A 26,184-nucleotide genomic window follows, 5' to 3' on the forward strand; every position below is an offset into this window, starting at 1 on the left:
GCGCCGGTACCCCAGGATCTACCGGGTGCACGACGAACTCGTTGATCATCTGACGCGCTCCACCGCCCTGAGCCGGGGCGAGGCGCTGCGGGTGGTCCAGGACGTGCTCGCCTTCTTCGACGAGACGACCCAGGAGTTCGTCCGTCGCCGCCACCGCGAACTCCAGGCCCAGGGCCTGGTGAACGCGGAGATCTTCGAACGGATCGAGGCGGACCTGAAATACCGGGCGGTGGCGCCGCCGGAGCTGACGCTCAGGCAGCTGCGCCGCATGGTCTACGGCTGAGACCAGCCGGACCGGACCAGCGACAGCCAAGGGATACCTCTATATATGTGCGGAATCGTCGGATACATCGGGAAGCGTGACGTCGCCCCTCTCCTCCTGGAGGGCCTCCAGCGGCTGGAGTACCGCGGCTACGACTCCGCGGGCATCGTCGTCACCTCCCCGAAGACGCCCGGCCTGCGGATGGTGAAGGCCCAGGGCCGGGTGCGCGACCTGGAGGCCAAGGTCCCGGCGCGCTTCAAGGGCACCACCGGCATCGCCCACACCCGCTGGGCCACCCACGGCGCTCCCTCCGACGTGAACGCCCACCCGCACATGTCGGCCGACCAGAAGGTCGCCGTCGTGCACAACGGCATCATCGACAACGCCGCGGACCTGCGCCGCAAGCTGGAGGCGGACGGCGTCGAGTTCCTCTCCGAGACCGACACCGAGGTCCTCACCCACCTGATCGCCCGCTCGCAGGCCGAGAAGCTGGAGGACAAGGTCCGCGAGACCCTGCGGCTGGTCGAGGGCACCTACGGCATCGCGGTCATGCACGCCGACTTCAACGACCGCATCGTGGTGGCCCGCAACGGCTCCCCCGTCGTCCTCGGCATCGGCGAGAAGGAGATGTTCGTCGCATCGGACATCGCCGCCCTGGTCGCCCACACCCGGCAGATAGTCACGCTGGACGACGGCGAGATGGCCACCCTCAAGGCCGACGACTTCCGGACGTACACCACCGAGGGCACCCGCACCTCGGCCGAGCCGACCACCGTGGAGTGGGAGGCGGCGTCGTACGACATGGGCGGCCACGACACCTACATGCACAAGGAGATCCACGAGCAGGCCGACGCCGTGGACCGCGTGCTGCGCGGCCGCATCGACGACCGGTTCTCCACCGTGCACCTCGGCGGCCTCAACCTGGACGCCCGCGAGGCCCGGCAGATCCGCCGCGTGAAGATCCTCGGCTGCGGCACCTCGTACCACGCGGGCATGATCGGCGCCCAGATGATCGAGGAGCTGGCCCGCATCCCCGCCGACGCCGAGCCGGCCTCCGAGTTCCGCTACCGCAACGCGGTGGTCGACCCCGACACCCTGTACATCGCGGTCTCCCAGTCCGGTGAGACGTACGACGTCCTCGCGGCCGTGCAGGAGCTGAAGCGCAAGGGCGCCCGGGTCCTCGGCGTGGTCAACGTGGTCGGCTCCGCGATCGCCCGCGAGGCGGACGGCGGCGTCTACGTGCACGCGGGCCCGGAGGTCTGCGTGGTCTCCACCAAGTGCTTCACCAACACCACGGTCGCCTTCGCCCTGCTCGCCCTGCACCTGGGCCGCACCCGCGACCTCTCCGTGCGCGACGGCAAGCGGATCATCGAGGGCCTGCGCAAGCTGCCCGAGCAGATCACCGAGATCCTCAAGCAGGAAGAGGAGATCAAGGAGCTGGCGGAGGCCTACGCCGAAGCCCGCTCGATGCTCTTCATCGGCCGCGTCCGGGGCTACCCGGTGGCCCGTGAGGCCTCGCTGAAGCTCAAGGAGGTCTCCTACATCCACGCCGAGGCCTACCCCGCCTCCGAGCTGAAGCACGGCCCGCTCGCCCTCATCGAGCCGGCCCTGCCGACGGTCGCCATCGTCCCCGACGACGACCTGCTGGAGAAGAACCGCGCGGCCCTGGAGGAGATCAAGGCCCGCTCGGGCAAGATCCTGGCGGTTGCCCACCAGCACCAGGAGAAGGCGGACCAGACGGTCATCGTCCCGAAGAACGAGGACGAGCTGGACCCGATCCTGATGGGCATCCCGCTCCAGCTCCTCGCGTACCACACGGCGAAGGCCCTGGGCCGCGACATCGACAAGCCGCGAAACCTCGCGAAGTCGGTGACGGTGGAGTAGGACGCACCCCGTGAGGGGCGCGGGGACCCGAGCCCCGTGAGGGGCGCGGGGCTGTGCCCGGCGTGCGGCTCCGCCGCATGGGCGCGAGCAACCACAACGCCCCCCGCACAGGCGCGACAACAGAACGGACCCCCACGTGTGCCACCAAACACGTGGGGGTCCTTCTCATGCCGCTGAGGTTCAGCCGGTGGCCGTCACCCCCCGGCCGGCGGCACGCCGGGAAAGCACCGTCGGCCAGTGCGCCACCGCCGCCGTCGCCGCGTACCAGGCCACCGCCCCGGAGGCGACGGCGACCCAGCCGCCGGCCTTCGCGAGAGCGGAACTGTCGGCGAAGACCGCGACGGCCAGCATCAGCATCGCCAGGAACAGCAGGCCGTGCACGACCTGCCCGAGGCCGTCCCCGCCCGCGAGGGTCAGGGTGAGGGCCACGAGGGCGAACAGCAGCAGGAAGAGACCGGCCGCGTTGGCGGACGAGTGACCGGCGACCGCCCAGGTGAACCACAGGGCCCCGAGGGCCACGAAGCCCGTACCGGAGACGCCGTCACCGCCACGGAAGGCCAGCAGGCCGACGAGGAACAGGGCGACTCCGCCCACATAGTGGGCCACTGAGACCGCGTCGGACGCGGCCACGCCGTCGATGACCCCGGTCGTGCCGAGCCCGAACGCCAACAGGGTTATTCCCAGGGCGAGTCGGCCGACCACGGTAGTGCTTCCGCTTCCCGCGGAGACTTCGTTGTCCACGGCGGGCTCCCTTCGTGCTGTGCAGTTGCGCGGTGACCGGTATATGCCCTTCACAAGGGCACAAACCACCTCTACGCGCGAGTAGTTTCGCGTTGCACAAAGGGAGTTGACGGAGGGTCGGAAAACGGCGCCCCCCGGGGAAACGCGTCAGGGAATGACGATCACGGGCCGCTGCGCCCGCTTGGCGAGCCGCCCCGCCACGGAGCCGAAGATCCGCCCGACGATGCCGTGCGTGGAGCCGACGACGATCGCGTCGGCCTCGTACTCACGTCCCACCTCTTCGAGTTCGTGGCAGATGTCCCCGCCCCGCTCGACCAGGATCCACGGCACCTCGGCCAGGTAGTCCGCACAGGCCAGCTCCAGCCCCAGGACCTCGGTGCGGTGGTCCGGCACGTCCACGAAGACGGGCGGCTCGCAGCCGGCCCACACGGTGGTGGGCAACCGGTTGGCGACATGGACGATGATCAGGCCGGAGTGGGAGCGGTGGGCCATGCCGATCGCGTAGGCCAGGGCTCGCTCACTGGAGGTGGAGCCGTCGAAGCCGACGACGACTCCGTGCCTGAAGGCGGGGTCGCAGGAAGGGCGTGACTCTTCCGCCGCCAGGGGATCGGCCGCCGTGGGATCGGCGACCGGCCGCTTGCGGTCCGCAGGTTCGAAGAATTCGTGACCGGCCATGACTGTCTCGGCGTTGTGATCCTTTATGGATGGGACGACAGTGTGCGGCGGAGCTGTGTCCGGGAAACATCTTCCCAAGCCCATACCCCCAAGGGTACGGCGCCACGCCTCCTGAGCCCAGAGACCGCGCACGCTCCGTGAGCGGCCCCCCGACGTCCGTAGGGGTTCACCGGAGCATGCACGAGCCGCGCCCGTAACGCAATGGTTGCTGCCCCGTACAGGCGGTTTGCACAGCCTTCACAGATGTACGGCCGGTGACCGACCGGTCGAACGGACGTTGTACCGGGGTGAGCCACCGCCCCAGGGAGTACGAGATGCCCGGACGCCGAGCCAGCAGCGACCCGCACCCCGCACCGGACACCGCGAGCGATGTGATCCGCTGGGCCGCCTTCAGCTGCGTGCTCGTGCCCGTGGTCCTCGTCTGGTACGGCACCTCGCTGGCCGGGGCCACGGGAACCGCGCTGGGCCTCGCCGCCGTCACGGCGGTGTGCCGGCTGCTGCTGCGCCGCTCGGAGCGGTGCGCCGAGCGTTGCGCCACGCAAAGAGGCGGACGTCACACTCGAGGGCAGACACCGGTCGACTGACCTGTTTTCGCACCTTCGAGCGCTGGTTTTCAGCCAACTTCTGGATATCGCCCAGGAGGGGGCCGAACCACCCCTCAACCCCCGTTCCACCTGCACGGAAAGGGTCCAGGGGCCGCTGCGCACCCTACGTGGTTTGGCCACTGCGACAAGGCGCACTTCCCTGCACGGCTCACGAGTGCAACGCTTCGTGATCGAATGCTTCACGCCAAGTTGTCATGTCGACAATGTCCGGCGTGTCGAACTGGTCACCGCGGGATCGCGGGAGCCAGTAAATTCGATCTTGACTGTCGTACGGCGGGGGACTCGTGCAGGACCGAGGGGAAACGTGCAGGAGCGACACAACCGAGGAGCCGCGACCACCGAGGGGGGCTTAGCAGTATGAGCCACGACTCCACTGCCGCACCGGATGCCGCGGCCCGGAAACTATCCGGGCGACGCCGCAAGGAGATCGTCGCGGTGCTGCTGTTCAGCGGCGGCCCCATCTTCGAGAGTTCCATTCCGCTGTCGGTGTTCGGGATCGACCGCCAGGACGCCGGCGTGCCGCGCTACCGCCTGTTGGTGTGTGCCGGCGAGGAAGGCCCGCTGCGGACCACAGGGGGCCTGGAACTCACCGCACCGCATGGGCTGGAGGCGATCTCACGCGCCGGGACGGTCGTCGTACCGGCCTGGCGTTCGATCACCTCACCGCCGCCGGAGGAAGCACTCGACGCGCTGCGCCGGGCACATGAGGAAGGCGCCCGCATCGTCGGGCTGTGCACGGGCGCGTTCGTGCTCGCGGCGGCCGGACTGCTGGACGGCCGCCCGGCGACCACCCACTGGATGTATGCACCGACACTGGCCAAGCGCTATCCGTCGGTGCACGTCGATCCGCGGGAGCTGTTCGTCGACGACAGCGACGTGCTCACGTCGGCGGGTACGGCGGCCGGAATCGATCTCTGTCTCCACATCGTGCGGACGGACCACGGCAACGAGGCGGCCGGCGCGCTCGCCCGGCGCCTGGTGGTCCCGCCGCGCCGGTCGGGCGGCCAGGAGCGCTATCTCGATCGGTCTTTACCCGAAGAGATCGGCGCCGACCCGCTGGCCGAGGTCGTCGCCTGGGCGCTGGAACACCTCCACGAGCAGTTCGACGTGGAGACACTGGCGGCACGCGCCTATATGAGCCGCCGTACGTTCGACCGCCGGTTCCGCTCGCTGACCGGGAGCGCTCCGCTGCAATGGCTGATCACGCAGCGGGTGCTTCAGGCGCAGCGGCTGCTGGAGACGTCGGACTACTCCGTGGACGAGGTGGCGGGCCGGTGCGGATTCCGCTCCCCCGTCGCGCTGCGCGGGCACTTCCGCCGCCAGCTCGGCTCGTCCCCCGCCGCCTACCGGGCCGCCTACCGGGCCCGCCGGCCGCAGGGCGACAGGCCGGGTGAGGCGGAGCCGGCGGTGCCGGCGCACGGGCAGCCGGGCATGCCCCCGGGCCTGTCCGGTCCCGGACCGGTGCCCCCGGCGCCCGCCCTGCTGCACGACCACCGGGACGGCGGGGTGCCGATGCAGAGCCGCCGGGCCGCGGCCGGCGCGGTGGGCCTGCTGCCGGGGCCGCGCAGCGGCAGCTGAGCGGCGGCGGAACGACGAAGCGAAGAGGGCGGAGCCTTGACTCCGCCCCCTTCGCCGTTCCCGCGAACCGACAAGGTCGCCGCACGGTCGGTCCAGCTCAGCGCGGCGCGCCGTAAGGTGAGACACATGAACGATCGCATGGTGTGGATCGACTGCGAGATGACCGGCCTCTCGCTGTCCGACGACGCGCTCATCGAGGTGGCCGCCCTCGTCACCGACTCCGAGCTGAACGTACTGGGCGAGGGGGTGGACATCGTCATCCGCCCGCCGGCCCGGGCGCTGGAGACGATGCCGGAGGTGGTGCGTCAGATGCACACCGCGTCCGGGCTGCTCGCCGAGCTGGAGAACGGCACGACCCTCCAGGACGCCGAGGAGCAGGTGCTGGCCTATGTGAGGGAGCACGTGAAGGAGCCCGGCAAGGCACCGCTGTGCGGCAACTCCGTGGGCACCGACCGCGGCTTCCTGCTGCGGGACATGCCGACCCTGGAGGACTACCTCCACTACCGGATCGTCGACGTGTCCTCGATCAAGGAGCTGGCCCGCCGCTGGTACCCGCGGGCGTACTTCAACAGCCCGGAGAAGAACGGCAACCACCGGGCCCTCGCCGACATCCGCGAGTCGATCGCCGAGCTGCGCTACTACCGCGAGGCCGTCTTCGTGCCCCAGCCCGGCCCGGACTCCGACACCGCGAAGACGATCGCCGCCAAGCACGTCGTGCCCGCGCAGTAGCCCGCCCGTGGGGCCCGGCCGGGCCCCACGCGAGCCCGTGAACGGGCCCGCGCGAAAACCTGTGCGCGAGCACCCCTTCGGACCCTGTAGACTTCTTCTCGGCCGGTCGGGGAAACGACAAGTTCCACCGCCGGTCATGGTGGGTGTAGCTCAGCTGGTAGAGCACCTGGTTGTGGTCCAGGATGCCGCGGGTTCGAGTCCCGTCACTCACCCTGTGTCATCAGCCGGTGACTCCGTCGCGAGACGGGGTCACCGGCTGATGCGTTTTCTCCGTACCGGCCCCGCCCCGCAGCGGCACCTCCTTCACCAGCAGCGCCAGTGCGAACGCCACCGCGCACACTCCGGCGACCGTGAGGAAGACGTGCCGCGTGCCGGTCGCCACCGCGTGCCGGTAGGCCTCCCCCGCCGCCGTGGCCGGCACCGCCCGGGCGAAGAGCGAGCCGAAGACCGCGACGCCCAGTGAACCGCCCAGGGTGCGGAACAGGTTCGTCGCCGCCGAGGCCGCGCCCATGTCGGCCGGCCCGACACTGTTCTGGGCGATGGTCGTGGCCATCTGCATGGTGAAGCCCAGCCCCAGTCCGAGCAGCGCCATGGCGCACCCGGCCGTGAGCCGGGAGGTGCCGGTGTCCATCGTCGCGAGCAGCAGTGCGCCCGCCGTGAGCAGCAGGGTGCCCAGCACCGGGAACACCTTGTAACGGCCGGTGCGGGACATCACCTTGCCCGCGAGGTTGGAGGCGAGGACCACCGGGAGCATCATCGGCAGCAGGAGCAGACCGGAGTCGGTGGCCGTGGCGCCCTGCACCGTCTGCTGGAAGAGGGGCAGGTAGAGCGCCGAGCCGAACATCACCACGCCGACCGCCGCCAGCAGGCCGACGCCGAGCGGGAAGTTGCGGTGCCCGCTGAAGACGCGGGGCGGCAGCAGGGGTTCGGGGGCCCGCCGTTCCACCAGGACGAACCCGGCCGCGCCGAAAACGGCCAGTGCCCACAGCAGCAGCACCTGCCAGGACGTCCAGGCGTACGCCGTCCCCGCCCAGGTCGCCGCCAGCACGGCCGAACCGGTCGTGACCGTCAGCACGGCGATGCCCGCCCAGTCGATGCGCGGCCGGGACGTCCGGGCCGGCGCGGGCAGCCGCAGCAGCAACTGCACCCAGGCGAGGGCCGCCAGGCCCAGCGGCAGATTGACGTAGAACGCCCAGCGCCAGCCGAGGTGCCCGGTGACGAAGCCGCCGACGAGGGGGCCGCCGACCACGCCGATGGCCATCACGGTGGCGGTCATGCCCTGGTACCGGCCGCGTTCGCGGGGCGGCACGAGGGTGCCGACCAGGGCGAATCCCCCGGCGGCGAGGCCGCCCGCACCGATGCCCTGGAGGGCCCGGAACTCGATCAGCTGGACCATCGAGTGAGCCGCGCCGGCGAGGAGCGAGGCGAGCAGGAACACCGCGATCGAGGCCTGGAAGGCGAGCTTCCGGCCGTAGAGATCTCCGAGCTTTCCCCAGATCGGGGTCGCTATGGCGGTGGCCAGCGTGTACGCCGTGACGACCCAGGAGATGTGCTCGAGTCCTCCCAGGTCGCGGACGATCGTCGGCATCGCGGTACCCACGATGTTGTTGTCGAGCATCGCCAGCAGCATGGCGAGCATGACGCCGAGCAACGTCCAGCGGACGTTTGCGACAGGCATGACGGAGCGCTCCTTCCGGAGGGGTGGGGTGGGAACGCCCCCAGAAAAGCACACCGACTCACTAAGTGCAACGAGTCAACATTTTGCCCTGCACAACCGAAGGGGTAGTCTGCCTGCATGACCGAGACGACGAGTGCCGGGCAGCAGGGGCCGGTCATGGGCCGCCGCGAACGCAAGAAGGCCGCGACCCGCCAGTCACTGGCGGACGCGGCCCTGGAGCTGTTCCTGCGGCACGGCTTCGACCAGGTGAGCATCAGGGACGTCGCGGAGGCGGCGGACGTCTCCACCACGACCCTCTTCAAGCACTTCCCGAGCAAGGAAGCGCTCCTCTTCGACATGGACGCGGACGTGGAGCAGGCGCTGGTCGCGGCGGTGCGCGACCGGGCACCCGGCACACCGCTCCTGAAGGCGCTGCGCACGCACATGCTGGGCGCCCGCTCCGTCAAGGCGGAGTACGGCGAGCAGATCGCGGCCTTCGAACGGCTGGTCAACAGCACGCCCGCGCTGGTCGATTACCACCGGCGCATGTGGATGCGTCATGAACGCGCCCTCGCCGAGGCCATCGCCGCCGACAGCGGCGCCCCCGCCGACGACCCGGTCTGCGCCGCCCTGGCCCATCTGGCCCTGGAGTCCCGCGCCCTCGCCGGTGCCGCCGCCGATCCGGAGGCCGCCGTCAACGCGGCGTTCGACCTGCTGGAGCAGGGCTGGGAGGCGGTACGCCCGGACGGCGGACGGGCTTCGTAGGACCGCCGGAAAGCACCCGGAACCCGGCGGCCGGCGTCAGGAGGAGGCCCGTACCACCAGCTCCGTGGCCAGCACCGCCTGACGGCGTTCCGGCCCCCGTGACGCGGCCGGGCGGCGGTCGGCGATCTCCGTGAGGAGGAGGTCGATCATCGCGCGGCCCATCTCCTCGATGGGCTGGCGGACGCTGGTGAGCGGCGGGTCCATGTGGCGGGCGATGGCCGAGTCGTCGTACCCGACGAGGGCGACGTCGTCGGGGATGCGGCGGCCCGCCTCGCGCAGCACCTGCCGGGCGCCGGCCGCCGTCACGTCCGAACCGGCGAACACCGCGTCCAGGTCCGGATGGCGGTCGAGCAGCGTCGTCATCGCGCGGCGGCCGCCCTCCTCGGTGAAGTCACCCGCCTCGATGAGGAGTTCGTCCACCGGGTGCCCGGCGTCGCGCAGGGCGTCGCGGTAGCCGTCGACGCGGCGCTGGGCGCCGTAGACGTCCAGCCGGCCGGTGATGTGCGCGATCCGGCGGCGGCCCCGGCCCAGCAGGTGCTCCACCGCCGAGCGGGCGCCGCCGTAGTTGTCCGAGTCCACCGAGGTGAGCGACTCGGCCGCCGAGCGCGGGCCGCTGATCACGGCCGGGATCTCCAGCTGGGCCAGGAGATCGGGCAGCGGGTCGTCGGCGTGCACCGAGACCAGCAGGACGCCGTCGACGCGGTGGGCGGCGAGGTACTGGGCCAGGCGCTGCCGTTTCCGGTCGCTGCCGGCGAAGATCAGCAGCAACTGCATCTCGGTGTCGGAGAGTTCCTGGCCGACCCCGCGCAGCATGTCGGAGAAGTACGGCTCGGCGAAGAACCGGGTCTCCGGCTCGGGGACGACCAGGGCGATGGCGTCGGTGCGGTTGGCCGCGAGGGCGCGGGCCGCGGTGTTGGGCACGTAGCCCAGCTCGGCGACGGCCGCCTCGACGGCGGCGCGGGTGGCGTCGCTGACCCGGGGCGAGCCGTTGATCACCCGGGAGACCGTGCCCCGCCCGACCCCGGCCCGGGCGGCGACCTCCTCCAGGGTGGGCCGCCGGCCGCCCCGGCCTCTCACACCGTTGCCTGCCATGGTCGCCGCCTTCCGCTCACCGCCGTCAGGCCAGGAATGTAACAGCCGGGCCGGTGACCCCCCGGATCCCGTGGGCGGCGGCCGGGCTCGGCCCGGGCCTGGGCCGCGCCCGCCGCCCGGCGCCGGTCACCGGGGCAGGGCGTTGTTCCCGATCACTCGGCTGTACCACCGGGCGCTGGCCTTGGGGATGCGGAGTTGGGTGGGGTAGTCGACGTAGACGGCGCCGAAGCGCTTCGAGTAGCCGTAGGACCACTCGAAGTTGTCCAGCAGCGACCACAGGAAGTAGCCGCGCACATCGGCCCCGTCGGCGATGGCTCGGCGGACCGCGTCCAGGTGGGCGTGCAGATAGGCGATCCGCTGCGGGTCGTCGACCCGTCCCTCGGGGGAGGCGTAGTCGTCGAAGGCGGCGCCGTTCTCGGTGACCATCAGCGGAAGCCCCGGGTGCGAGGCGGCCAGTCCGGTCAGCAGCGTGTGCAGCCCGGTCGCGTCGATGGCCCAGTTCATCGCGGTCAGCTCGTCGTTGGCGAGGTGGAAGGCGACGTGTTCGGAGCCGGTCCACGGGGAGTGGTCGCTCGCGCCGTGGCCGTCGTTCCTGGTGCCGGCTCCTTGGTCGGCGGCCAGGGAGACCACGGTCGGCGAGTAGTAGTTGACGCCGAGCAGGTCGATGGGCCGGGAGATCTCCGCCAGGTCCCCGTCGCGCACCAGCTCTCCCCAGTCGACCAGGTGCCGGGTGTCGGCCAGCAGGTCCTCGGGGTAGGCGCCGTCCAGGAGGGGCCCGGTGAAGATCCGGTTGCCGACCGCGTCGATGCGGCGCGCGGCCTCGGCGTCGGCGGGGCTGTCGGTGAGCGGGCGCACCTGGTGCAGGTTGAGGGTGACGGAGGTCTGCCCGGACGACGGCAAGGCCGCGCGCAGCGCGCCTACGGCCCGGCCGTGGGCCAGGTTGAGGTGGTGCGCGGCCCGCAGGGTGGCGGCCGGGTCGGTGCGTCCCGGCGCGTGCACGCCGGAACCGTAGCCGAGGAACGCCGAGCACCAGGGTTCGTTGAGGGTGGTCCAGATCCCGACCCGGTCGCCGAGGGCGCGGGCGGCGATGCCGGCGTAGTCGGCGAAGCGGTGGGCGGTGTCGCGGTGCGGCCAGCCGCCCGCGTCCTCCAGTTCCTGCGGCAGGTCCCAGTGGTAGAGGGTGGCGACCGGCGTGATGCCGGCCTCCAGCAGCTCGTCGGTGAGGCGGCGGTAGAAGTCCAGGCCGCGCTCGACGCCGGGTCCGCGGCCGGTGGGCTGGACCCGCGACCAGGAGATGGAGAACCGGTACGCCTTGAGGCCGAGGTCCTTCATCAGCGCCACGTCGTCGCGGTACCGGTGGTAGTGGTCGGCGGCGATGTCGCCGGTGTCGCCGTTGCGGACCTTGCCCGGGGTGCGGCTGAAGGTGTCCCAGATGGAGGGGGTGCGGCCGTCCTCGGCGGCGGCGCCCTCCACCTGGTAGGCGGCGGTGGCCGCGCCCCAGACGAAGCCGGTCGGGAAGGAGGTGTCGGTGTGCGGCTGGGCCGTGGTCTCGGGTCGTACGGCGGTCATGGTGAAAACGCTCCCAGGGGGATGAGAAACGGACGCGGTCCGCAAGCAGGCGCGGAGAGGGGCGCGGTGCGGACGCGGCGGGGACGGACCGGGTGGCACCCGGTCCGGTACGACCCCGGTGGGCACCCGCTCCGGTACGCCCGCTGCGGGGCGGCCGGAAGGCGGGCGGGCCCGGACCGGGTACGAGAGGGGGGCCGACAGGAGGGGCGCCGGTCACAGGGCGGACCGGGCCGGACCGGGGTGGCCGGCCCGGCGGCGGTGGACCGGCTCAGCCCTTGACCGCGCCCGCCATGATCCCTCCGACGATCTGCTTGCCGAAGACGACGAAGACCAGCAGCAGGGGCAGTGTGCTGATCAGCGCTCCGGCCATGACGATGCTCTGGTCGGGGGTGTAGGAGGCACTGAGCTGGCCGAGCGCCACCTGGATGGTGGGGTCCTCCTGGTTCAGCGCGAGGAACGGCCAGAAGAAGTCGTTCCACGCCTGGACGAAGGTGAGCATGCCCAGGACCATCATGGCGGGACGGGCCACGGGCAGGACGATGTTCCACACGATGCGTATGTTGCTCGCACCGTCCACCTTGGCCGCCTCGATCAGCTCGTACGGCAGGGCCTCCAGCAGGTACTGGCGCATGAAGAAGACACCGAAGGCGCCGACCAGGGTCGGGAAGATCACCGACTCCAGCTTCCCGCCCCATCCGATGTCCGACATCATCATGAACAGCGGGACGACACTGAGCTGGGGCGGAACCGTCAGCGTGGCGATGACCGCGGTCATCAGCACGCCACGGCCGCGGAAACGCATCTTGGCGAAGGCGTATCCGGCGAGGGTGCAGAAGAACAGGGTGGCGGCGGTGATGCAGCCCGCCACGATGACGCTGTTGACGATGGCCTTGCCCAGGTGGGCCTGGTCCCAGGCCGCCTGGAGGTTGCCCCACAGTCTGCCGCCCGGCACGAGCGGCGGCGGGCTGTCCAGGACCCGCTGCTGGTCGTGCGAGGCGGCCACCAGCGTCCAGTACAGCGGGAAGACCGAACCGAGCCCGACGACGATCAGGGCTGCGTAGGTGAAGGGACCGCCCCTGAGCTGCTGGCCGGCTCCCAGCCGCAGGCGGGCACGGCCCTTGCGGGGGGCGGTGGGGAGCGGGGCCGGGCCGAGTTCCGGCGCGGTCTTGAGGGGACTGGCAGTGGTCATCGAAGTCGCTCCCGTCAGGCCGCGCTCTTGCGCACGAACCGGCCGACGATCCAGTTGATCAGGGCGATGAGCAGCAGCAGGACGAGCATGGCCCACGCCACGGCCGCCGCCGGACCCAAGTGGCCCAGCTTCCAGCCGTAGTTGAAGAGGTAGATGCTGAGCGTCTCGTACTGGTGCTCGCTGCCGCCGATCGCGCCGAGGGTGCCGCCCTGGAGCAGCAGCGGCTCGCCGAACAGCTGCATCGAGCCGATGGTCGAGATGACGATGGTGAACAGGATCGTCGGCCGCAGGGAGGGGACGGTCACCTTGCGGAACTGCTGCCAGCGCGTCGCCCCGTCGATGGAGGCGGCTTCGTACAGGTCGGTGGGGACCGCCTGCATGGCCGCCAGGTAGATGAGGGCGTTGTAGCCGGTCCAGCGCCAGATCACGATGACCGAGATGGCGATCTTCGAGGTCCACTCCCCGTTGCCCCAGTCGGTGTCGCCGGCTCCGAAGAAGTGCAGCACCCAGTTGAGGATGCCGCCGTCGGCACGGAAGACCAGCGCGAAGACCAGGGCGGCCGTGGCCACCGACGTGGCGTACGGGGTGAGGACGACGGTCCGCCAGAAGGTGCTGGCCCGCAGCTTGTAGTTGAGCAGGTGGGCCAGCCCCAGCGCCACCAGGAGCTGCGGGACGGTGGAGATGACACCGATGACGAAGGTGTTGAAGACGGCCGTCCAGAACTCGGAGTCCTGGAGGATCCTGGCGAAGTTGTCCCAGCCCACCCACTCGGACTGGTCGAGGCTCGTCATCTCCACCCGGTGCAGGGCGATCCAGCCGGTGTAGAGGAGCGGGTAGAGCCCGAAGGCACCGAAGATCAGGAAGAAGGGGGCGATGTAGGCGTACGGCGACGCCTTGTCGTCGAAGCGCCACAGCCGGGTACGCCATGTGCCGCGTCCGTGCGGCGCGGCACCGGTGCCGCCGGGCGGCGGCGTGCAGGCACCCCGGGCGGGGGTTGTCGTTGCCACGAAGGGAGTCCTTCCCTGGAGGTTTCGGCCGGGTGGGGCGGGGGCGCGTCCGGGGACCGGCACCGGTCCGCCGCTCCCCCGGGCGGGCCGGTGCGGCGGCGGACGGCCCGCGCCGCGGCCTGACGTGCGTGTGAGGCGGAGCCCGGCCGTCGGCTGCCGGGCCCCGCCGGGCGGTCCGGCGGCGGCGCCCCTGCCGGGGCACCGCTCGTGCCGTCGGACACTCGCCTGCGCGGACCCGTGGCCCGTGCCGCGTACCGGGCGTCGCTCTGCCGGGCACGGCGCGGACGGCGCGCCCGCGCGGGCGGGGTGCGGTCGGCCGGCGGGCCCCCGCACCCGGGGCCGGCTAGCCGAGCGCCTTGTCGATCGATTCGGTCGCGGCCTTCCACGCGTCGTCGGGCGAGGTGCCGTGCTGCTCCATGTTGTTGATCTGGGTGGAGACCGTGTCCTTGATCGCGGCGTCCTTCGGGCCGAGCACCGCCTCGGGGATGGACTTGGCCTCCTCGGCGTAGATCTGCCCGATGGGGGCGTCACTGAAGTACGGGAGCTTGGCGTTCTTCACGTCGGCCAGTTCGTAGGCCTTCTTGTTGGACGGGAAGACGCCGATCGCCTTGAACACCGCGGCCTGCTGCTCGGGAGCGGTCAGCCACTTGACCAGCTCGGAGGCCTCCTTGACGTGCTTGCCGTTCTTGGGAACGGCCAGGAAGGAGCCGCCCCAGTTGGCCGCGGTCGAGCCGGGGGCGCGGGAGATGTCCCACTTGCCCTTGTAGGCGTCGCCGGAGTTGGTGGAGATCTGGCCGGCCATCCAGGCGGGGCAGGCCACGGTGGCCACGGTGCCCTTGCGCAGCGCGGCCGTCCAGGCGTCGGTGAACTGGGGCAGGCCCTGGGACAGCTTCTTGCCGGCGGCCTCGGCGGCCAGGTCCCAGCCCTGCTGCACGGACTGGCTCTCCTTGTACACCGGCTTGCCGTCGGCGTCGTAGTACTGCTGGGCGGAGGAGCTGACGACCGCGTTGTACATGGCGGACGCGGAGTCCATGAAGTAGGTGCCCGAGGGCGCCTTCTTCTTGTACTGCTCACCGAGTTCGAGGTAGTCCTCCCAGCCGCCGGCGACGGCCTTGGCGACGGCCTCGCGGTCGGTGGGCAGGCCCGCCTTCTCGAAGAGGTCCTTGCGGTAGCACAGCGACATGGGGCCGATGTCGGTACCGGCGCCGATCACCGTGCCGTCCTCGGCCGTGGCCTGCTTCTCCTTCCAGGACACCCAGTCGTTCACGTCGATCGTCTTGCCGAGGTCGGCGAACTTGCCCGCCTGGGTGTCGACGACCTCCTTGATGCGCCCGACTTCGATGCCCGTGACGTCGCCGAGACCGCTGCCCGTGTTCAGCTGCTGAAGGAGCTTCGGGTAGTAGTCCTGCTCGTTGGCGGTGGTCTCCTCCTTGACCGTGATGTTCGGGTGCAGTTCGTGGTACTTGGCGAACAGGCCGGCCTCCTTGTAGCCGAACTGCCCGAAGTCGGCCACCGTGAGGGTGATGTTCCCGTTGGCGTCCGCGGTGTCCGAGTCGTCGTCGCTGCTGCAGCCGGTCAGCAGCAGTGCGGAGGCCGTCAGGACCGTCGTGGCCACGGCCGTCGCTCTGCGGCCGTGACCACCGCCGGTGCGGGTGATGCGCATTCCACTACTCCTTGTTCCAGTGGGGAACGGGACCTCAGGATTCGGACCATCAGGGCTCGGTGGTCCGGACCTGCCCTCTCGGTTCGAGCAGCGGCCAGCCAACAGCACACGGCGTGCGGTGGAAAGGTGCTGGTCAACGATGTGCCATGCAAGGTAGAGGGGAAGGCCATGGGTGGTTCGATCCAAGCGGGAGAGGGCCCCCGGTCATTCCGTGGGACCGCTCCCACGCGGCATGCCGGAAGACTCGTTGGTGGCAGGCCGGGTGTCAAGACTTGAAGACGGCGTTGTTGCGCAAGCGTGTTCAGCGCGTCACGGGAACGTGTCGCACCACAACGCACGACCGGCCCGCCGTCCGGCTGTTGCGGACAGCGTCGGGGCAGGTCACCGGCGGGTCAATCCCCGCATCCGGCCAACTGCGCCCCGTCACACGGTGGTTGCCGCACGCCCGGGGTCAGAATGAGGCACCCGCCCCACGGACCGCCGGAAGGTGAACGATGAGTCCTGCCGAACGGCCGCAGCCGCCCGGGACCGCGGACGTCCGGCGCCCGGCCCTGAACTCCGTGGCGCCCGCGCCGGCGTGGGCGCGGCACGGTCTCGCGGGTGATCAACGGATCCCCGAAGGTCAGCGACCGCTCCCGGGCGGCCGCCGAGCGGGCGATCGCGGAAGTCGGCCACGTGCCCGACAGCGCCGCCCGCCCCTGGCGACCCGCCGCACCGACGCGGTGGCGCTGGTCGTGCCCGACGCCGAGCACCGGCTGTTCTCCGAGCCGTACTTCTCGGGCGTCATCCGGGGCGTGTCCGCCGGACTCACCGCCGTCGGCATGCAGTTGCCGCCGGTCCTGACGGGGAACGAGCGAGGTGCCGGGTCCCGGGGCGCCCCTTTCGACATGGGAGCGCTCCCATGCATAATGCGGGCACTCGGCCCCTGGGAGAACCCTCATGCCCGAACCGATGCCCGAACCGACGTCCGTGGCCTTTCCCGACCCCGACGGCCGCGTCCACGACCGCGAGCGCATCGCCTACCTCCACGGCCACCTCGCGGCGGTCCGCCGCGCCATCGACGACGGCGCCGACGTCCGCGGCTGCTTCCCGTGGTCCCTGCCGGACGACTTCGAGTGGGCGTACGGCTACGGCAAGCGGTTCGGGGCGGTGTTCGCGGACTTCGCGACGCTGGAGGGGACGCCGAAGTCGAGCGCGCGGTGGTACGCGGAGGCGGCACGGACGCGGGTGCTGGCGTCGGCGCCTGCGGGCTGGCCGGGAGGCGCCGGGTCCGGTGCCTGCGGGTTGGCCGAGCGGTGCCGGGTCCGGTGCCTGCGGGTTGGCCGAGCGGTGCCGGCTCCGGTGCCTGCGGGTTAGCCGAGCGGTGCCTGTCCGGTGCCTGCGGGTTAGCCGAGCGGTGCCGGTGTGCCGGCCGAAGGGCGCGGTCCGCCGGGGGCGGTCCGCGCGTGAAGATGCACGCGGGACGCGTTTCCCGGCCGGGCGGGTGAGCCCGGCCGGGAAACGTCCCGCGGTGCCGGTCAGTTGTAGGTGCCGAACGCCTTCGAGAACGCGAACCTGTCCTGGGTGACCGAGCTGCACGTGGCGTCGGCGGTGGGCTTGATGCCGCCCTCGCACTGCTTGTCGCGGGTCGCGGACCACATGGAGAGCCAGCCGAGCCCCTTGGACTTGGCGAAGTTCACCAGCTGGGTGGCGTCCTCGACCTTGAAGACCTCGGAGGAGACGTCGTTGACGCCGATCATCGGGGTGACCGCGACCGTCTTCCAGGCGGCGGAGTCCGACAGGCCCAGCACGCTCTTGACCTGGGCCTGGGTGGCCGTCGCGGCCTGCTCGGCGTAGGTCCCCATGTCGCCGCTGTACGAGGCTCCGTAGTCCATCGCCATGATGTTGACGGTGTTGATCTTCACGCCGTTGGACTTGGCGTCGGCGAGGAGGTTCACGCCGTCCTGGGTGAGGCCCTCGGGCATCACCGGGAGGGTGTAGGAGACGTCCAGGCCCGGGTGCCCGGCCTGGAGCTTGGCGATGGCCTGGGCGCGCCGGGTGTTGGCGGCCGTGTTCGGCAGCGCGCCGCCCTCGACGTCGAAGTCGACCTTGGTCAGCTTGAACGCGTCGACCGCCTTGCCGTAGGCCGCCGCCAGCGCGTCCGCGGAGGAGCAGGTGGTGGCCAGCTCGGAGCCGGAGGCGCCGCCGAAGGAGACGCGCACGTCACCGCCCTTGGCGCGCAGGGCGCCGATCTGCGCGGCCACGGCGTCGCCGGTGAGGTCCGTGACACCGCCCCACTTCGGGGTGCAGCCGCCGCCGTCGGTGACGAAGGCGAGGTTGTAGGTCTTCACGCCGGTCGCGTCGGCGGCGCCGAGAAGGTCGAAGGCCGGGTAGAGGGAGGTGTCGACGTAGGGCGCGAAGCCGGCGGAGGCGGTGGTGCCCGTTCCGGTGCCGGTGCCGCCGGTCTGGGACGGGGTGGGCGTGGGGGTGGCGGTGGGGGTGCTCGTCCTGGTGGGCGTGGGGGTGCCGGTCTTGGTGGGGGCCGGCGTCGGGGACTGGGGCTCGGTGGGCCGGCCGCTCGGCTCGGGGGTGGCGCCGCCGTCCGCGGAACACTGGGCGTCGTCGATCCGGCAGCCCGTCGGGTCGCCGCTGCCGCTCACCACGAAGCCGATGGTCACCGACTTGCCGGGGGCGAGGCCCTCGGTGTCCCACTTGGCCGGCTTCACGGTGACGTGCCGGCCGCTGACGCTCGACTCGCCGTTCCACAGGGAGCTGAGCGTGGTGCCGGCCGGGAGGTCGAACTCCAGTGTCCAGGTCTTCTCGGCCTGGCCGCTGTTGTTGGTGACGACGTACTGGGCGGTGTAGCCGGACGACCAGTCGCTGGTCCTGGTGTAGGCGGCGTTCACGCCGGCCGCGTTGGCGGTGCCGGTGAGCAGGACCGCGCCGCCGCCGATCACGGCCGCGGCGACCAGGCCGCCTATCGCCTTGTTCCTGCCACTGATCCTGCGCCGGTGCGTGCTCATGCGCGTGCCTGCCTTCACTGCTCACGGGGGTCACAGGGGTGGTCGGCCCTGTGGGGTGCGGCAGCACGCTAGCGAGCCCGATTCGGACAAATGGCCTGTTCGAGACGGGTGTTGAAGACCTTATGGTGCGCTTAAGGAAGCGATCGGAGTCGGTTAAAGGTAGAGACCAGTCCGCGCGGCCGGCGCCGTCGCACCGCGCCCCGGTGGCCCCGGCCCACCGGCTTCCGTCCGTCGAGCTGGAACCAGATCCGCACCTCGGTGCCGCCCAGCACGGAGGCGCCGATGCGGACGTCGCCGCCGGTGGACTCGGCGAGCCGGCGGACGATGTCCAGGCCGAGGCCGGTGGAGCCGGTGGTGCCGGAGCCCCGGCCGCGGGCCATCGCCGCCTCCGGGTCGGGTATGCCGGGGCCCGCGTCGGAGACGAGCACGATCACCGCGTCCTCGCCGTTGTGCACGTCGACCGCGAAGGCGGTGCCCTCGGCGGTGTGCCGGAAGACGTTGCCGAGCAGGGCGTCGAGCCCGGCGGCGAGGTCGGCGCGGGCCACGGGCAGCCGCACCGGCCGGTCGACGCCGGCCACTCGCCACTTGCGGCCCTCGTCCTCGGCGAGCGCGGACCAGAACTCCATGCGTTCGCGGACCACCTCGGCCGCGTCGCAGCCGGCGCCCGGCCCGGCGGCGGCCGTCTGCGGCTTGGCGTCCCGGGCGGTGCGGATGATGGTGTCGACCTCGCCCTCCAGCTGGGCGACGGCGGCCCGGGTCTGCTCGGCGGCCGGCCCGGCACCGAGGGAGGCCGCGTTCAGCCGCAGGACGGTGAGCGGGGTGCGCAGCCGGTGCGAGAGGTCGGCCGCCAGCTCGCGTTCGTTGGCGAGGAGCTGGACGACCTGGTCGGCCATGGAGTTGAACGCGACCGCGGCCAGCCGGAGTTCGGTCGGGCCCTCCTCCGGCACCCGGGCACCCAGCTTGCCCTCGCCCAGTTCGTGCGCGCCCTCGAGCAGTCGCCGTGCCGGACGCACCATGCGCACGCCGAGCCGGTCGGCGACCGCGACCGAGCCGACGATCAGGGCGAGGCCGACGGCGGCGAGCACCGCCCAGGCCGTGCCGACGCCGTTGGTCATCTCGGACTCGGGGACGTACACCTCGACCACCGCGATGGCGCCGGAGCCGAGCGCGACCGGCTGGAGCAGGGCGGAGCCGCCGGGCACGGTGCCGGTGGAGGCGCGGCCGAGTCTCCGGACGGCCTGGATGTCGCGGGCGGCGGCGCGCTGCCGGCCGAGGTCCAGCGCGGCCCTGCCGTCGGCGGCCGGCAGGTGGACGGCCATCCCGGAGTCGGCGCCGGCCGAGGCCACGACCCGCTCCAGTTCCTCGCGGTCGGTGGTGATGGACAGCGCGGGCGCGACCGCGGCCGCCTCCCGCTCGGCGTTGGAGAAGGCGCGGTCCCGGGCCATCTCCTTGACGACCAGGCCGAGCGGCACGGCGAAGGCGACCACGACCATCGTGGTGACCGCCAGACAGACCTTGACGAGCGCCCACCTCATCGCGGCTCACCGTCCACGGGCGGTTCGAGCTTCACGCCGACGCCCCGGAGCGTGTGCAGGTAGCGCGGCCGTGCCGCCGTCTCCCCCAGCTTCCGGCGCAGCCAGGACAGATGGACGTCGATGGTCTGGTCGTCGCCGTAGGACTGCTGCCAGACCTCGGCGAGGAGTTCCTTGCGCGGGACGACGACCCCCGGCCGGCCGGCCAGGAAGGCGAGCAGGTCGAACTCGCGGCGGGTGAGGTCGAGCCGGACGCCGTCCAACTCGGCCTGGCGGCGCAGCGGGTCGACGGTCAGACCGCCGACGCGGAGCACGGTCGGGGGCGTGTCCTCCGCACCGCCGGAGCGGGCCCGGCGCAGCACGGCCGCGATGCGGGCGGAGAGGTGCTCGACGGAGAACGGCTTGGTCAGGTAGTCGTCCGCCCCGGCGTTCAGCAGCCGGACGATCTCCGTCTCGTCGTCCCGGGCGGTGGCGATGATGACCGGTACGTCGGTGATGCTGCGGAGCATCTTCAGCGCCTCGGAGCCGTCCAGGTCCGGCAGTCCGAGGTCCAGGATGACCACGTCGAAGCGGAGATGCGCGACCTCGCGCAGCGCCTCCAGTGCCGTACCGACGCTGCGCACGGTGTGCGCGGCGTCGGTCAGATGCCGGATGAGCGCCGAGCGTACGAACTGGTCGTCCTCGACCACGAGCACACTTGCCATGCGCCGCACCGTACGCCATGCGGACGACGCCGGGCGGGTGCCTGTGGACAACTCGGGGCACGTGCGCACCGCGGCGGGGCTGAGGCAGTATGGCCCCGATGCGCAGAGGACTCGTACACGTACTGGCGTGGCTGCTCGCCACCGGAGCGGCGGTCACACTGTCGTGGTGGGGCGTGCACACGGTGATGGCGGGAACGGCGTACGACCCGCCGCGCGCCCTGCCGGTCACGGCTGCCGACGCGGCGGCCCGCGACGTGAGGTCCGCGTCCCGGGCGCCCTCGCCGTCCGCCACCCCGTCCCTGACGGGGACGGCCCGGCCGGCGCCGACGCCCGCCCGCACCCCGGCCCGCTCGCAGGCCCCGTCGCCCACCGCCTCGGCCGGCGCGTCCGGCAGGGTCAGGTCCTACGACACCGACGGCGGCCGGGCGGTGTTCGACCTCGGCCCGGCCGACGCCACGCTGGTCTCGGCGACGCCGGGAACCGGCTGGTCGATGCAGGTGTGGAAGACGGAGAGCTGGATCCGGGTGGAGTTCAGCCGGGGCGCGGACCGGGTCTCGGTGTTCTGCACCTGGCACGACGGTCCGCCCCGGGTCGAGGTCGGAACCTACTGAACCGGACAGCCGCCCCGGGTCGAGGTCGGAACCTACTGAACCGGACGGCCGCCCCGGCCGATCGGTCGGCGGGGGCGGCCCTCATCGTGGCGCTACGACGGCATGCGCGCCGGGGTCACTGCGCGCAGACGACGTAGACGGTTCCGCTGGCGGCGGCGCCGTTGGCCCGCTGCCGGATGTCGCCCTTCCAGCCGACCGGCTGGCCGGCGCCGTTCTGGACCGGCTCGGTGCGCGAGACGTACATGCTGGCCGGTGTGTCGACGCCGACACCGCCGCCGGTGGCCACGTAGCCGGAGGGACAGTAGATCGTGCTGGAGCCGGTGGTGAAGTACTGGGACCTGACGGTGGGGTTGGAGACCGCGGCGTCGGCCGAGGACGAGGTGAACGTGTTGAACGCGACGAGGGCGAGAAGGACCGCGGCGACCGCGCCCAGAGCGTAGGCGGTCCGTCGGACAGCAGCGCTCATGTCCGTTTCCTTTCGGTTCCATCCGAAGTGATGGGCTACCAGATCAGCAGCAGTCGCAAAACGACACGCAGAATCCTCCTGAAATGACATGAGTTGCATTAAGGAAGGCCGTTTACGACCGATATTGATCCACCCGGCAACCGGTTCGGCCCGGGCCGCGGGACGCTAACGGAACACCGAGGGCGGCGGGGCCGGCGAGGCCACCGCGGCATCGTCCGTCACCGGCACCGCACCACCGGTGAAGTCGGTGAGCGGCCGGCCGTGCTCGACCCGGCCGGGGTGCGGGTCGGAGGCGGCCCGGCGGGTGAGTTCGGCGAGCGGCAGCGGCAGGTCGGAGGCGACCAGGATCGCGTTGCCGAAGCGCCTTCCGCGCAGCACGGCCGCGTCGGCGATCAGCGCGAGTTCACCGAACCGGGCGGCGGCGGTGGCGACCTGGCCGCGCAGGTGGGCGAGGGGCGGGCCGTCGGCGAGGTTGGCCGCGTAGACACCGGACGGCTTCAGGGCCCGGCGGACCTCGTCCAGGAACTCGGTGGAGGTCAGGTGGGCCGGGGTGCGGGCGCCGCTGAACACGTCGGCGACGACCAGGTCCGCCCAGCCGTCCGGCACCTTGGCCAGGCCCGCGCGGGCGTCCACCGCACGCACCCGGATCCGCGCGCCCGGGTCCAGGGGCAGTTCGCGGCGGACCAGCTGGACCAGGCTCGCGTCCCGTTCCACGACCTGCTGGGTGGAGCGGGGGCGGGTCGCGGCGACGTACCGGGCGAGGGTGAAGGCGCCGCCGCCGAGGTGCACGGCGTGCACGGGCCTGCCGGGCGGGGCGACGAGGTCGATGACATGACCGAGGCGGCGCTGGTACTCGAAGGAGAGGTACGCGGGGTCGTCCAGGTCGACGTGCGACTGCGGCGCCCCGTCGATCAGCAGCGTCCAGGCCCGGCCGCGGTCCGGGTCGGGCACGAGCCGTGCGAGCCCGCCGTCGACCGGCTCCTCGACGGCCGTGACGGCGGCCGACCTGCGCCCTGTCCTGCCGGACGTGTTCCTGGACCTGCCCATCCGCCCATTTTCGCAGCCGGCGCGGGGGCGCGCGTCACCGGCAGCTGTCGGCCGCCTCGATCAGCCGGGCCGCCTCCCCCAGGGCCCGGCGCAGCACCACCGGGTCGGTGGCGAGGTCGGCATCGCCGGGCGGCAGCAGCCAGTCGGAGCCCTCCACCGGCGGCTCGGGGTTCAGCCGCAGCCCCCGCCCGTCGGTCTCCGTGCAGGTGCTGCCGGGCACGTCCCAGCCGGCGGCGGTGCCGGCCGGCACCAGGAAGCCGAGGGTGTCGCAGCCGCCGTCGTGCAGCACGGGTCCCACCGCGTCCACCGCCGCGCGCCGCAGGATGTCGACCGCCTCCAGCCCCTGCCGGGCCGGCACCGTCACGAGGTCGCACACCGGGTCACCCGCCGCGCCCGCGGACGACGACGGCAACGTACAAGGATCGTTGCTCTGGCTGGTCTCCATGCCGGCCTCCACCACACAGCCCTGTTGCGGTCCATGAGGTGCAACGCGCGAGGTCGTCAACGGCTACGGCACAAGTGCGCCGCAAAGGATGGCACTTCATGGCAGATCGTGGATGAGATATCCGGTTTGTAGCCAAACACCGCGTGGCGGGTCCTTCACAGCAGGTACGTTCATGCCCGCTGGAACCAGGGCGTCACACGGGCGACTCGTCCGAAATCGTCCCGGTCCCGGCGTGGTTCGACGGTTCGCACGAGAGGACCCGGCCATGGCGTCGTCAACCGTGACCTCGTCACAGCCCGAACGGCCACCCCGGCCGAACCTGGCCTTCCGGCAGCTGCGCGGCCGGCGCTCACCGGCCGAGTTCGCGGCGCTGGTACGGCGGGCGGCGCGCGAGATCGGTGAGCGGGTGAGCTGTGACGCGCGCTACATCGGCCGGGTGGAGGCGGGCGAGATCCGCTGCCCCAACTACGCGTACGAACGGGTGTTCCTGCACATGTTCCCCGGCCGCACGCTCACCGACCTCGGCTTCGCGCCCCGCTCGTCCGTCCGCGGACGCTCGGCGCGCACGGCGGTGGAAACGCCTGAGGCATCCGCCCCCGACGGGGTACCCGGTGAGTCGGGCGGGGCCGGCGAACCGTACGACACGCAGGAACCGCACGAACCTCCCCCACGTTCTCGGCTTCGCTCGAACAGGGGGGACCCCCATGAGAAAGACCCCCTGAACCACGAGGAGAGCGACGTGCTGCGTCGCGCATTCATGACCGGCGGAGGCGCCACGGTGGCCGCCGCCACGCTGGCCCCGCTGGGGCTCACCACCGGCGCCGCGGCGGCGGAACGGCCGCCGCGGCGTGCCGGGACCTCCGAGGCCACGGCGCTGGAGGAGGCGGTCCGCCGCATCCGGCTGCTCGACGACCGGCACGGCGCGGACGGCCTGTACCGGCGCGCGGCCGCTCCGTTGCGCGCGGCCTACGCGTTGCTCGACGCCGGCGCGACCCGGCAGACCACCGCGGACCGGCTCCACTCGGGCGCCGGTGAACTCGCCATCTCCGTGGGCTGGCTGGCCCACGACTCCGGCCGCTTCGAGGACGCGCGCTCGCACTACGCGGAGGCGCTGGCCACCGCCCGGATGACCGGAGACCCTGGGCTGGAGGCGCACGCCTTCTGCAACACCGCGTTCCTCGCCCGGGACACGGGCCGCCCACGGGAGGCGGTCCGGGCCGCGCAGGCCGCACAGCGCGCCGCCCAGCCGCTCGGCTCCGCCCGGCTGATGTCCCTGCTGGCGCTGCGCGAGGCGGGCGGCTGGGCGGGGCTCGCCGACCGCACCGGCTGCGAGCAGGCGCTGGTCCGCGCGCAGACCCTCTTCGAGCGGGGCCGCTCGGACGCCGACCCCGAGTGGATGAGCTTCTACGGCGAGGCCGAGCTGGAGGGGCTCGAGGCGCAGTGCTGGTCGACGCTGGGCGACTGGCGGCGGGCGTCCCGGCACGCGCGGCGGGCGGCCCATCTGCAGGATCCGCACTTCACGCGCAACATCGCGCTCTACACCGCCGAGCTGGCCGACGACCTCGCCCGCGAGGGGCGGCCCGACGAGGCGGCGGAGGCGGGGCTGCGGGTGCTGTCCCTGCTGGACCAGGTCCAGTCCTCGCGCATCCAGGGGATGCTGGCGGGGACGGCGAGGGTGCTGTTGCCTCATCGGCGGGCGTCGGGGGTGTCGGAGTTCCTGGACCGGCACGCGTCCACGCCGCGGGTGGGAAAGGCGTAGGTTCGAAGGGCCGGTTCCGGGCGCGGGGTGGGTTGGCCTGTAGTCGCCGGTCCGCGGGCTGGTGGTGGGCTTGTCGCGCAGTTCCCCGCGCCCCCTTCGGGGCGCCGGCGGTGGTCCCTGCTGAGGAAGGGGCCGGTCCCGGGCGCGGGGTGGGTTGGACGGTAGTCGGCGGTCCGCGGGCTGGTGGTGGGCTTGTCGCGCAGTTCCCCGCGCCCCCTTCGGGGCGCGGGCGCTGGTCACTGCTGAGGAAGGGGCGGGTCCGGGCGCGGGGTGGGTTGGACGGTAGTCGGCGGTCCGCGGGGCGGTGGTGGGCTTGTCGCGCAGTTCCCCGCGCCCCTTTCGGGGCGCCGGCGGTGGTCCCTGCTGGGTCCTTGCTGCCGGGGAGCGGTCAGGGGGTCAGGTGGCCTACGTCGTTCCAGCTTTCGATGGCCGGTTCGCCGTAGGCCCAGCCCAGTACGGACAGCGAGGTCGGGTTCAGGCGTATGCGGGCCCCGAAGTCCAGGGGCAGCCCCAGCCACCGGGCGCCGATGGACCGCAGGATGTGACCGTGGGCGAAGACCAGGACGTCGCGGTCGGCCGAGCGTGCCCAGGACACCACCTCGTCCGCGCGCGCGGTCACGTCGGCGCGGGTCTCGCCGTCCGGCACGCCGTCCCGCCAGATCAGCCACCCGGGCCGCACGGCCTGGATCTCGGCCGGGGTCATCCCCTCGTACGCGCCGTAGTCCCACTCCATCAGCGTGTCCCAGCGCTCGGCGCGCTCGCCGAACCCGGCGAGTTCGCACGTCTCCCGCGCGCGGGACAGCGGGCTGGTGCGCACCTCCACGCCCTCCAGCCCGTCCAGCGGAGGGCGGTGCAGCCGCTCGCCGAGCAGCTTGGCCCCGCGCCGGCCCTCCTCCAGCAGCGGCACGTCGGTCCTGCCGGTGTGCTTGCCGGACAGCGACCACGCCGTCTGTCCGTGCCGGGCCAGCAGGATGCGCGGTGCCATGGGAGACCTCTCCGGGAGAGTGACGTCACATGGACGCCACGGAAACGACAACTGGATTCGGTCCCTCCATCATCGCGCACCCCGCCCCCAGGCAACCCGGCGGGCGATCCCGGCGTCTTCGAGGGCTGAGCGTGCGCCAGGCGTGACCGGAGTGCCCGCATGGGCGTCGTAGGGACCCCGTAAAGTGGCACGGTCGCCCGCCGGGGCGCACCGCACA

23 protein-coding genes, 1 tRNA gene and 2 pseudogenes are annotated in these 26,184 nt (G+C 72.1%); 11 read left to right on the forward strand and 15 right to left on the reverse strand.

Translation table 11 applies throughout. The features are described from left to right. Positions 1-25 precede the first annotated feature (25 nt). Together JK361_RS11500 and glmS are read left to right on the forward strand one after the other, a co-directional pair. Positions 26-283, forward strand: coding sequence for a hypothetical protein (locus JK361_RS11500; RefSeq protein ID WP_201815633.1), 258 nt, complete (start codon positions 26-28; stop codon positions 281-283). Positions 284-328: 45 nt separating this feature from the next. After that, the gene (gene glmS, locus JK361_RS11505; protein WP_201815634.1) at positions 329-2,146 is read left to right on the forward strand and encodes a glutamine--fructose-6-phosphate transaminase (isomerizing); all 1,818 of its coding nucleotides are present in this window, start codon (positions 329-331) and stop codon (positions 2,144-2,146) included. A gap of 180 nt (positions 2,147-2,326) precedes the next feature. On the opposite strand, the gene JK361_RS11510 is transcribed toward glmS, so the two are convergent. Then, positions 2,327-2,887: a GPR1/FUN34/YaaH family transporter gene (locus JK361_RS11510; RefSeq protein ID WP_201815635.1), complete on the reverse strand. Its 561-nt coding sequence runs from the start codon at positions 2,885-2,887 to the stop codon at positions 2,327-2,329. Positions 2,888-3,034: 147 nt separating this feature from the next. Beyond that, entirely contained in the window at positions 3,035-3,562 is a 528-nt protein-coding gene (locus tag JK361_RS11515) for a universal stress protein (protein ID WP_053710488.1), read from the reverse strand. 314 nt (positions 3,563-3,876) lie between these two features. Between JK361_RS11515 and JK361_RS11520 the strand changes: the two genes are divergently transcribed. The 4 genes from JK361_RS11520 (at position 3,877) to JK361_RS11535 (ending at position 6,686) form a co-directional block, all read left to right on the forward strand. Next, on the forward strand, positions 3,877-4,146 hold the full coding sequence (locus tag JK361_RS11520; RefSeq protein ID WP_201815636.1) for a hypothetical protein: 270 nt from the start codon (positions 3,877-3,879) through the stop codon (positions 4,144-4,146). 378 nt (positions 4,147-4,524) lie between these two features. After that, positions 4,525-5,745 carry a helix-turn-helix domain-containing protein gene (locus JK361_RS11525; protein WP_201815637.1) on the forward strand — a complete coding sequence of 407 codons (1,221 nt, stop codon included), beginning with the start codon at positions 4,525-4,527 and terminating at the stop codon, positions 5,743-5,745. A gap of 126 nt (positions 5,746-5,871) precedes the next feature. Continuing rightward, positions 5,872-6,474 carry an oligoribonuclease gene (gene orn, locus JK361_RS11530; protein WP_201815638.1) on the forward strand — a complete coding sequence of 201 codons (603 nt, stop codon included), beginning with the start codon at positions 5,872-5,874 and terminating at the stop codon, positions 6,472-6,474. A gap of 139 nt (positions 6,475-6,613) precedes the next feature. After that, positions 6,614-6,686: transfer RNA gene (locus JK361_RS11535), tRNA-His, on the forward strand. Positions 6,687-6,694: 8 nt separating this feature from the next. Here the strand turns inward: JK361_RS11535 and JK361_RS11540 are convergent. Continuing rightward, positions 6,695-8,152, reverse strand: coding sequence for a DHA2 family efflux MFS transporter permease subunit (locus JK361_RS11540; protein WP_201815639.1), 1,458 nt, complete (start codon positions 8,150-8,152; stop codon positions 6,695-6,697). A 117-nt stretch (positions 8,153-8,269) separates the two neighbouring features. On the opposite strand from JK361_RS11540, the gene JK361_RS11545 reads away from it, so the two are divergent. Next, positions 8,270-8,896 (forward strand): TetR/AcrR family transcriptional regulator, encoded by a 627-nt coding sequence (locus JK361_RS11545; protein ID WP_236052734.1) that lies wholly within the window; start codon positions 8,270-8,272, stop codon positions 8,894-8,896. A 36-nt stretch (positions 8,897-8,932) separates the two neighbouring features. Here the strand turns inward: JK361_RS11545 and JK361_RS11550 are convergent, their stop codons facing one another. The 5 genes from JK361_RS11550 to JK361_RS11570 form a co-directional block, all read right to left on the reverse strand. Then, positions 8,933-9,988 carry a LacI family DNA-binding transcriptional regulator gene (locus JK361_RS11550; RefSeq protein WP_201815640.1) on the reverse strand — a complete coding sequence of 352 codons (1,056 nt, stop codon included), beginning with the start codon at positions 9,986-9,988 and terminating at the stop codon, positions 8,933-8,935. Positions 9,989-10,114: 126 nt separating this feature from the next. Beyond that, positions 10,115-11,557: a GH1 family beta-glucosidase gene (locus JK361_RS11555; protein WP_201815641.1), complete on the reverse strand. Its 1,443-nt coding sequence runs from the start codon at positions 11,555-11,557 to the stop codon at positions 10,115-10,117. Positions 11,558-11,825: 268 nt separating this feature from the next. Further along, positions 11,826-12,746, reverse strand: a complete 921-nt coding sequence (locus JK361_RS11560; protein WP_201815642.1) for a carbohydrate ABC transporter permease — start codon at positions 12,744-12,746, stop codon at positions 11,826-11,828. 14 nt (positions 12,747-12,760) lie between these two features. Then, entirely contained in the window at positions 12,761-13,753 is a 993-nt protein-coding gene (locus tag JK361_RS11565) for a carbohydrate ABC transporter permease (RefSeq protein WP_201815643.1), read from the reverse strand. Between the two features lie 343 nt (positions 13,754-14,096). Then, complete coding sequence (locus tag JK361_RS11570) at positions 14,097-15,416, reverse strand: ABC transporter substrate-binding protein (protein ID WP_201815644.1); 1,320 nt, start codon at positions 15,414-15,416, stop codon at positions 14,097-14,099. A gap of 494 nt (positions 15,417-15,910) precedes the next feature. Here JK361_RS11570 and JK361_RS11575 point away from each other — a divergent pair. Both JK361_RS11575 and JK361_RS11580 read left to right on the forward strand, forming a co-directional pair. Continuing rightward, positions 15,911-16,273 (forward strand): annotated as a pseudogene (locus JK361_RS11575) (LacI family DNA-binding transcriptional regulator); the annotation flags it as partial. Positions 16,274-16,394: 121 nt separating this feature from the next. Continuing rightward, a pseudogene (locus JK361_RS11580) lies at positions 16,395-16,655 on the forward strand (family 1 glycosylhydrolase); the annotation flags it as partial. A gap of 278 nt (positions 16,656-16,933) precedes the next feature. On the opposite strand, the gene JK361_RS11585 reads toward JK361_RS11580, so the two are convergent. From JK361_RS11585 to JK361_RS11595, 3 genes are all read right to left on the reverse strand, one after another. After that, positions 16,934-18,418 carry a glycoside hydrolase family 18 protein gene (locus tag JK361_RS11585; protein WP_201815645.1) on the reverse strand — a complete coding sequence of 495 codons (1,485 nt, stop codon included), beginning with the start codon at positions 18,416-18,418 and terminating at the stop codon, positions 16,934-16,936. A 131-nt stretch (positions 18,419-18,549) separates the two neighbouring features. Beyond that, complete coding sequence (locus JK361_RS11590; RefSeq protein WP_201815646.1) at positions 18,550-19,953, reverse strand: sensor histidine kinase; 1,404 nt, start codon at positions 19,951-19,953, stop codon at positions 18,550-18,552. Beyond that, positions 19,950-20,654 carry a response regulator transcription factor gene (locus JK361_RS11595; RefSeq protein ID WP_201815647.1) on the reverse strand — a complete coding sequence of 235 codons (705 nt, stop codon included), beginning with the start codon at positions 20,652-20,654 and terminating at the stop codon, positions 19,950-19,952. Before JK361_RS11595 ends, JK361_RS11590 begins: the two co-directional genes overlap by 4 nt. Positions 20,655-20,752: 98 nt before the next feature. Here JK361_RS11595 and JK361_RS11600 point away from each other — a divergent pair, with 98 nt between their 5' ends. Further along, on the forward strand, positions 20,753-21,265 hold the full coding sequence (locus tag JK361_RS11600; RefSeq protein WP_201815648.1) for a hypothetical protein: 513 nt from the start codon (positions 20,753-20,755) through the stop codon (positions 21,263-21,265). A 115-nt stretch (positions 21,266-21,380) separates the two neighbouring features. Here JK361_RS11600 and JK361_RS11605 read toward each other — a convergent pair whose 3' ends face one another. The 3 genes from JK361_RS11605 to JK361_RS11615 form a co-directional block, all read right to left on the reverse strand. Then, on the reverse strand, positions 21,381-21,731 hold the full coding sequence (locus JK361_RS11605; protein WP_201815649.1) for a hypothetical protein: 351 nt from the start codon (positions 21,729-21,731) through the stop codon (positions 21,381-21,383). Positions 21,732-21,896: 165 nt separating this feature from the next. Next, a complete protein-coding gene (locus tag JK361_RS11610; RefSeq protein ID WP_201815650.1) occupies positions 21,897-22,778 on the reverse strand; it encodes a spermidine synthase in 882 nt (293 codons plus the stop codon). A 34-nt stretch (positions 22,779-22,812) separates the two neighbouring features. Then, on the reverse strand, positions 22,813-23,223 hold the full coding sequence (locus JK361_RS11615) for a hypothetical protein (protein ID WP_236052735.1): 411 nt from the start codon (positions 23,221-23,223) through the stop codon (positions 22,813-22,815). A 265-nt stretch (positions 23,224-23,488) separates the two neighbouring features. On the opposite strand from JK361_RS11615, the gene JK361_RS11620 reads away from it, so the two are divergent. After that, complete coding sequence (locus tag JK361_RS11620; RefSeq protein ID WP_201815652.1) at positions 23,489-24,982, forward strand: NsdA family TPR-like regulatory protein; 1,494 nt, start codon at positions 23,489-23,491, stop codon at positions 24,980-24,982. A gap of 388 nt (positions 24,983-25,370) precedes the next feature. On the opposite strand, the gene JK361_RS11625 is transcribed toward JK361_RS11620, so the two are convergent. Then, positions 25,371-25,967, reverse strand: coding sequence for a histidine phosphatase family protein (locus tag JK361_RS11625; protein ID WP_201815653.1), 597 nt, complete (start codon positions 25,965-25,967; stop codon positions 25,371-25,373). Positions 25,968-26,184: the final 217 nt, after the last annotated feature.

It is taken from the genome of Streptomyces musisoli, assembly GCF_016741855.1.
In the GTDB taxonomy this organism is placed as follows: Bacteria; Actinomycetota; Actinomycetes; order Streptomycetales; family Streptomycetaceae; genus Streptomyces; species Streptomyces musisoli.

Bases quoted from the DNA above. Each gene is read 5' to 3' on its own strand.
- glmS (WP_201815634.1), top strand. From the start codon at position 329: ATGTGCGGAATCGTCGGATACATCGGGAAGCGTGACGTCGCCCCTCTC.
- JK361_RS11515 (WP_053710488.1), bottom strand. From the start codon at position 3,562: ATGGCCGGTCACGAATTCTTCGAACCTGCGGACCGCAAGCGGCCGGTC.
- JK361_RS11520 (WP_201815636.1), top strand. From the start codon at position 3,877: ATGCCCGGACGCCGAGCCAGCAGCGACCCGCACCCCGCACCGGACACC.
- JK361_RS11525 (WP_201815637.1), top strand. From the start codon at position 4,525: ATGAGCCACGACTCCACTGCCGCACCGGATGCCGCGGCCCGGAAACTA.
- orn (WP_201815638.1), top strand. From the start codon at position 5,872: ATGAACGATCGCATGGTGTGGATCGACTGCGAGATGACCGGCCTCTCG.
- JK361_RS11540 (WP_201815639.1), bottom strand. From the start codon at position 8,152: ATGCCTGTCGCAAACGTCCGCTGGACGTTGCTCGGCGTCATGCTCGCC.
- JK361_RS11545 (WP_236052734.1), top strand. From the start codon at position 8,270: ATGACCGAGACGACGAGTGCCGGGCAGCAGGGGCCGGTCATGGGCCGC.
- JK361_RS11550 (WP_201815640.1), bottom strand. From the start codon at position 9,988: ATGGCAGGCAACGGTGTGAGAGGCCGGGGCGGCCGGCGGCCCACCCTG.
- JK361_RS11555 (WP_201815641.1), bottom strand. From the start codon at position 11,557: ATGACCGCCGTACGACCCGAGACCACGGCCCAGCCGCACACCGACACC.
- JK361_RS11560 (WP_201815642.1), bottom strand. From the start codon at position 12,746: ATGACCACTGCCAGTCCCCTCAAGACCGCGCCGGAACTCGGCCCGGCC.
- JK361_RS11570 (WP_201815644.1), bottom strand. From the start codon at position 15,416: ATGCGCATCACCCGCACCGGCGGTGGTCACGGCCGCAGAGCGACGGCC.
- JK361_RS11585 (WP_201815645.1), bottom strand. From the start codon at position 18,418: ATGAGCACGCACCGGCGCAGGATCAGTGGCAGGAACAAGGCGATAGGC.
- JK361_RS11590 (WP_201815646.1), bottom strand. From the start codon at position 19,953: ATGAGGTGGGCGCTCGTCAAGGTCTGTCTGGCGGTCACCACGATGGTC.
- JK361_RS11595 (WP_201815647.1), bottom strand. From the start codon at position 20,654: ATGGCAAGTGTGCTCGTGGTCGAGGACGACCAGTTCGTACGCTCGGCG.
- JK361_RS11600 (WP_201815648.1), top strand. From the start codon at position 20,753: ATGCGCAGAGGACTCGTACACGTACTGGCGTGGCTGCTCGCCACCGGA.
- JK361_RS11605 (WP_201815649.1), bottom strand. From the start codon at position 21,731: ATGAGCGCTGCTGTCCGACGGACCGCCTACGCTCTGGGCGCGGTCGCC.
- JK361_RS11610 (WP_201815650.1), bottom strand. From the start codon at position 22,778: ATGGGCAGGTCCAGGAACACGTCCGGCAGGACAGGGCGCAGGTCGGCC.
- JK361_RS11615 (WP_236052735.1), bottom strand. From the start codon at position 23,223: ATGGAGACCAGCCAGAGCAACGATCCTTGTACGTTGCCGTCGTCGTCC.
- JK361_RS11620 (WP_201815652.1), top strand. From the start codon at position 23,489: ATGGCGTCGTCAACCGTGACCTCGTCACAGCCCGAACGGCCACCCCGG.
- JK361_RS11625 (WP_201815653.1), bottom strand. From the start codon at position 25,967: ATGGCACCGCGCATCCTGCTGGCCCGGCACGGACAGACGGCGTGGTCG.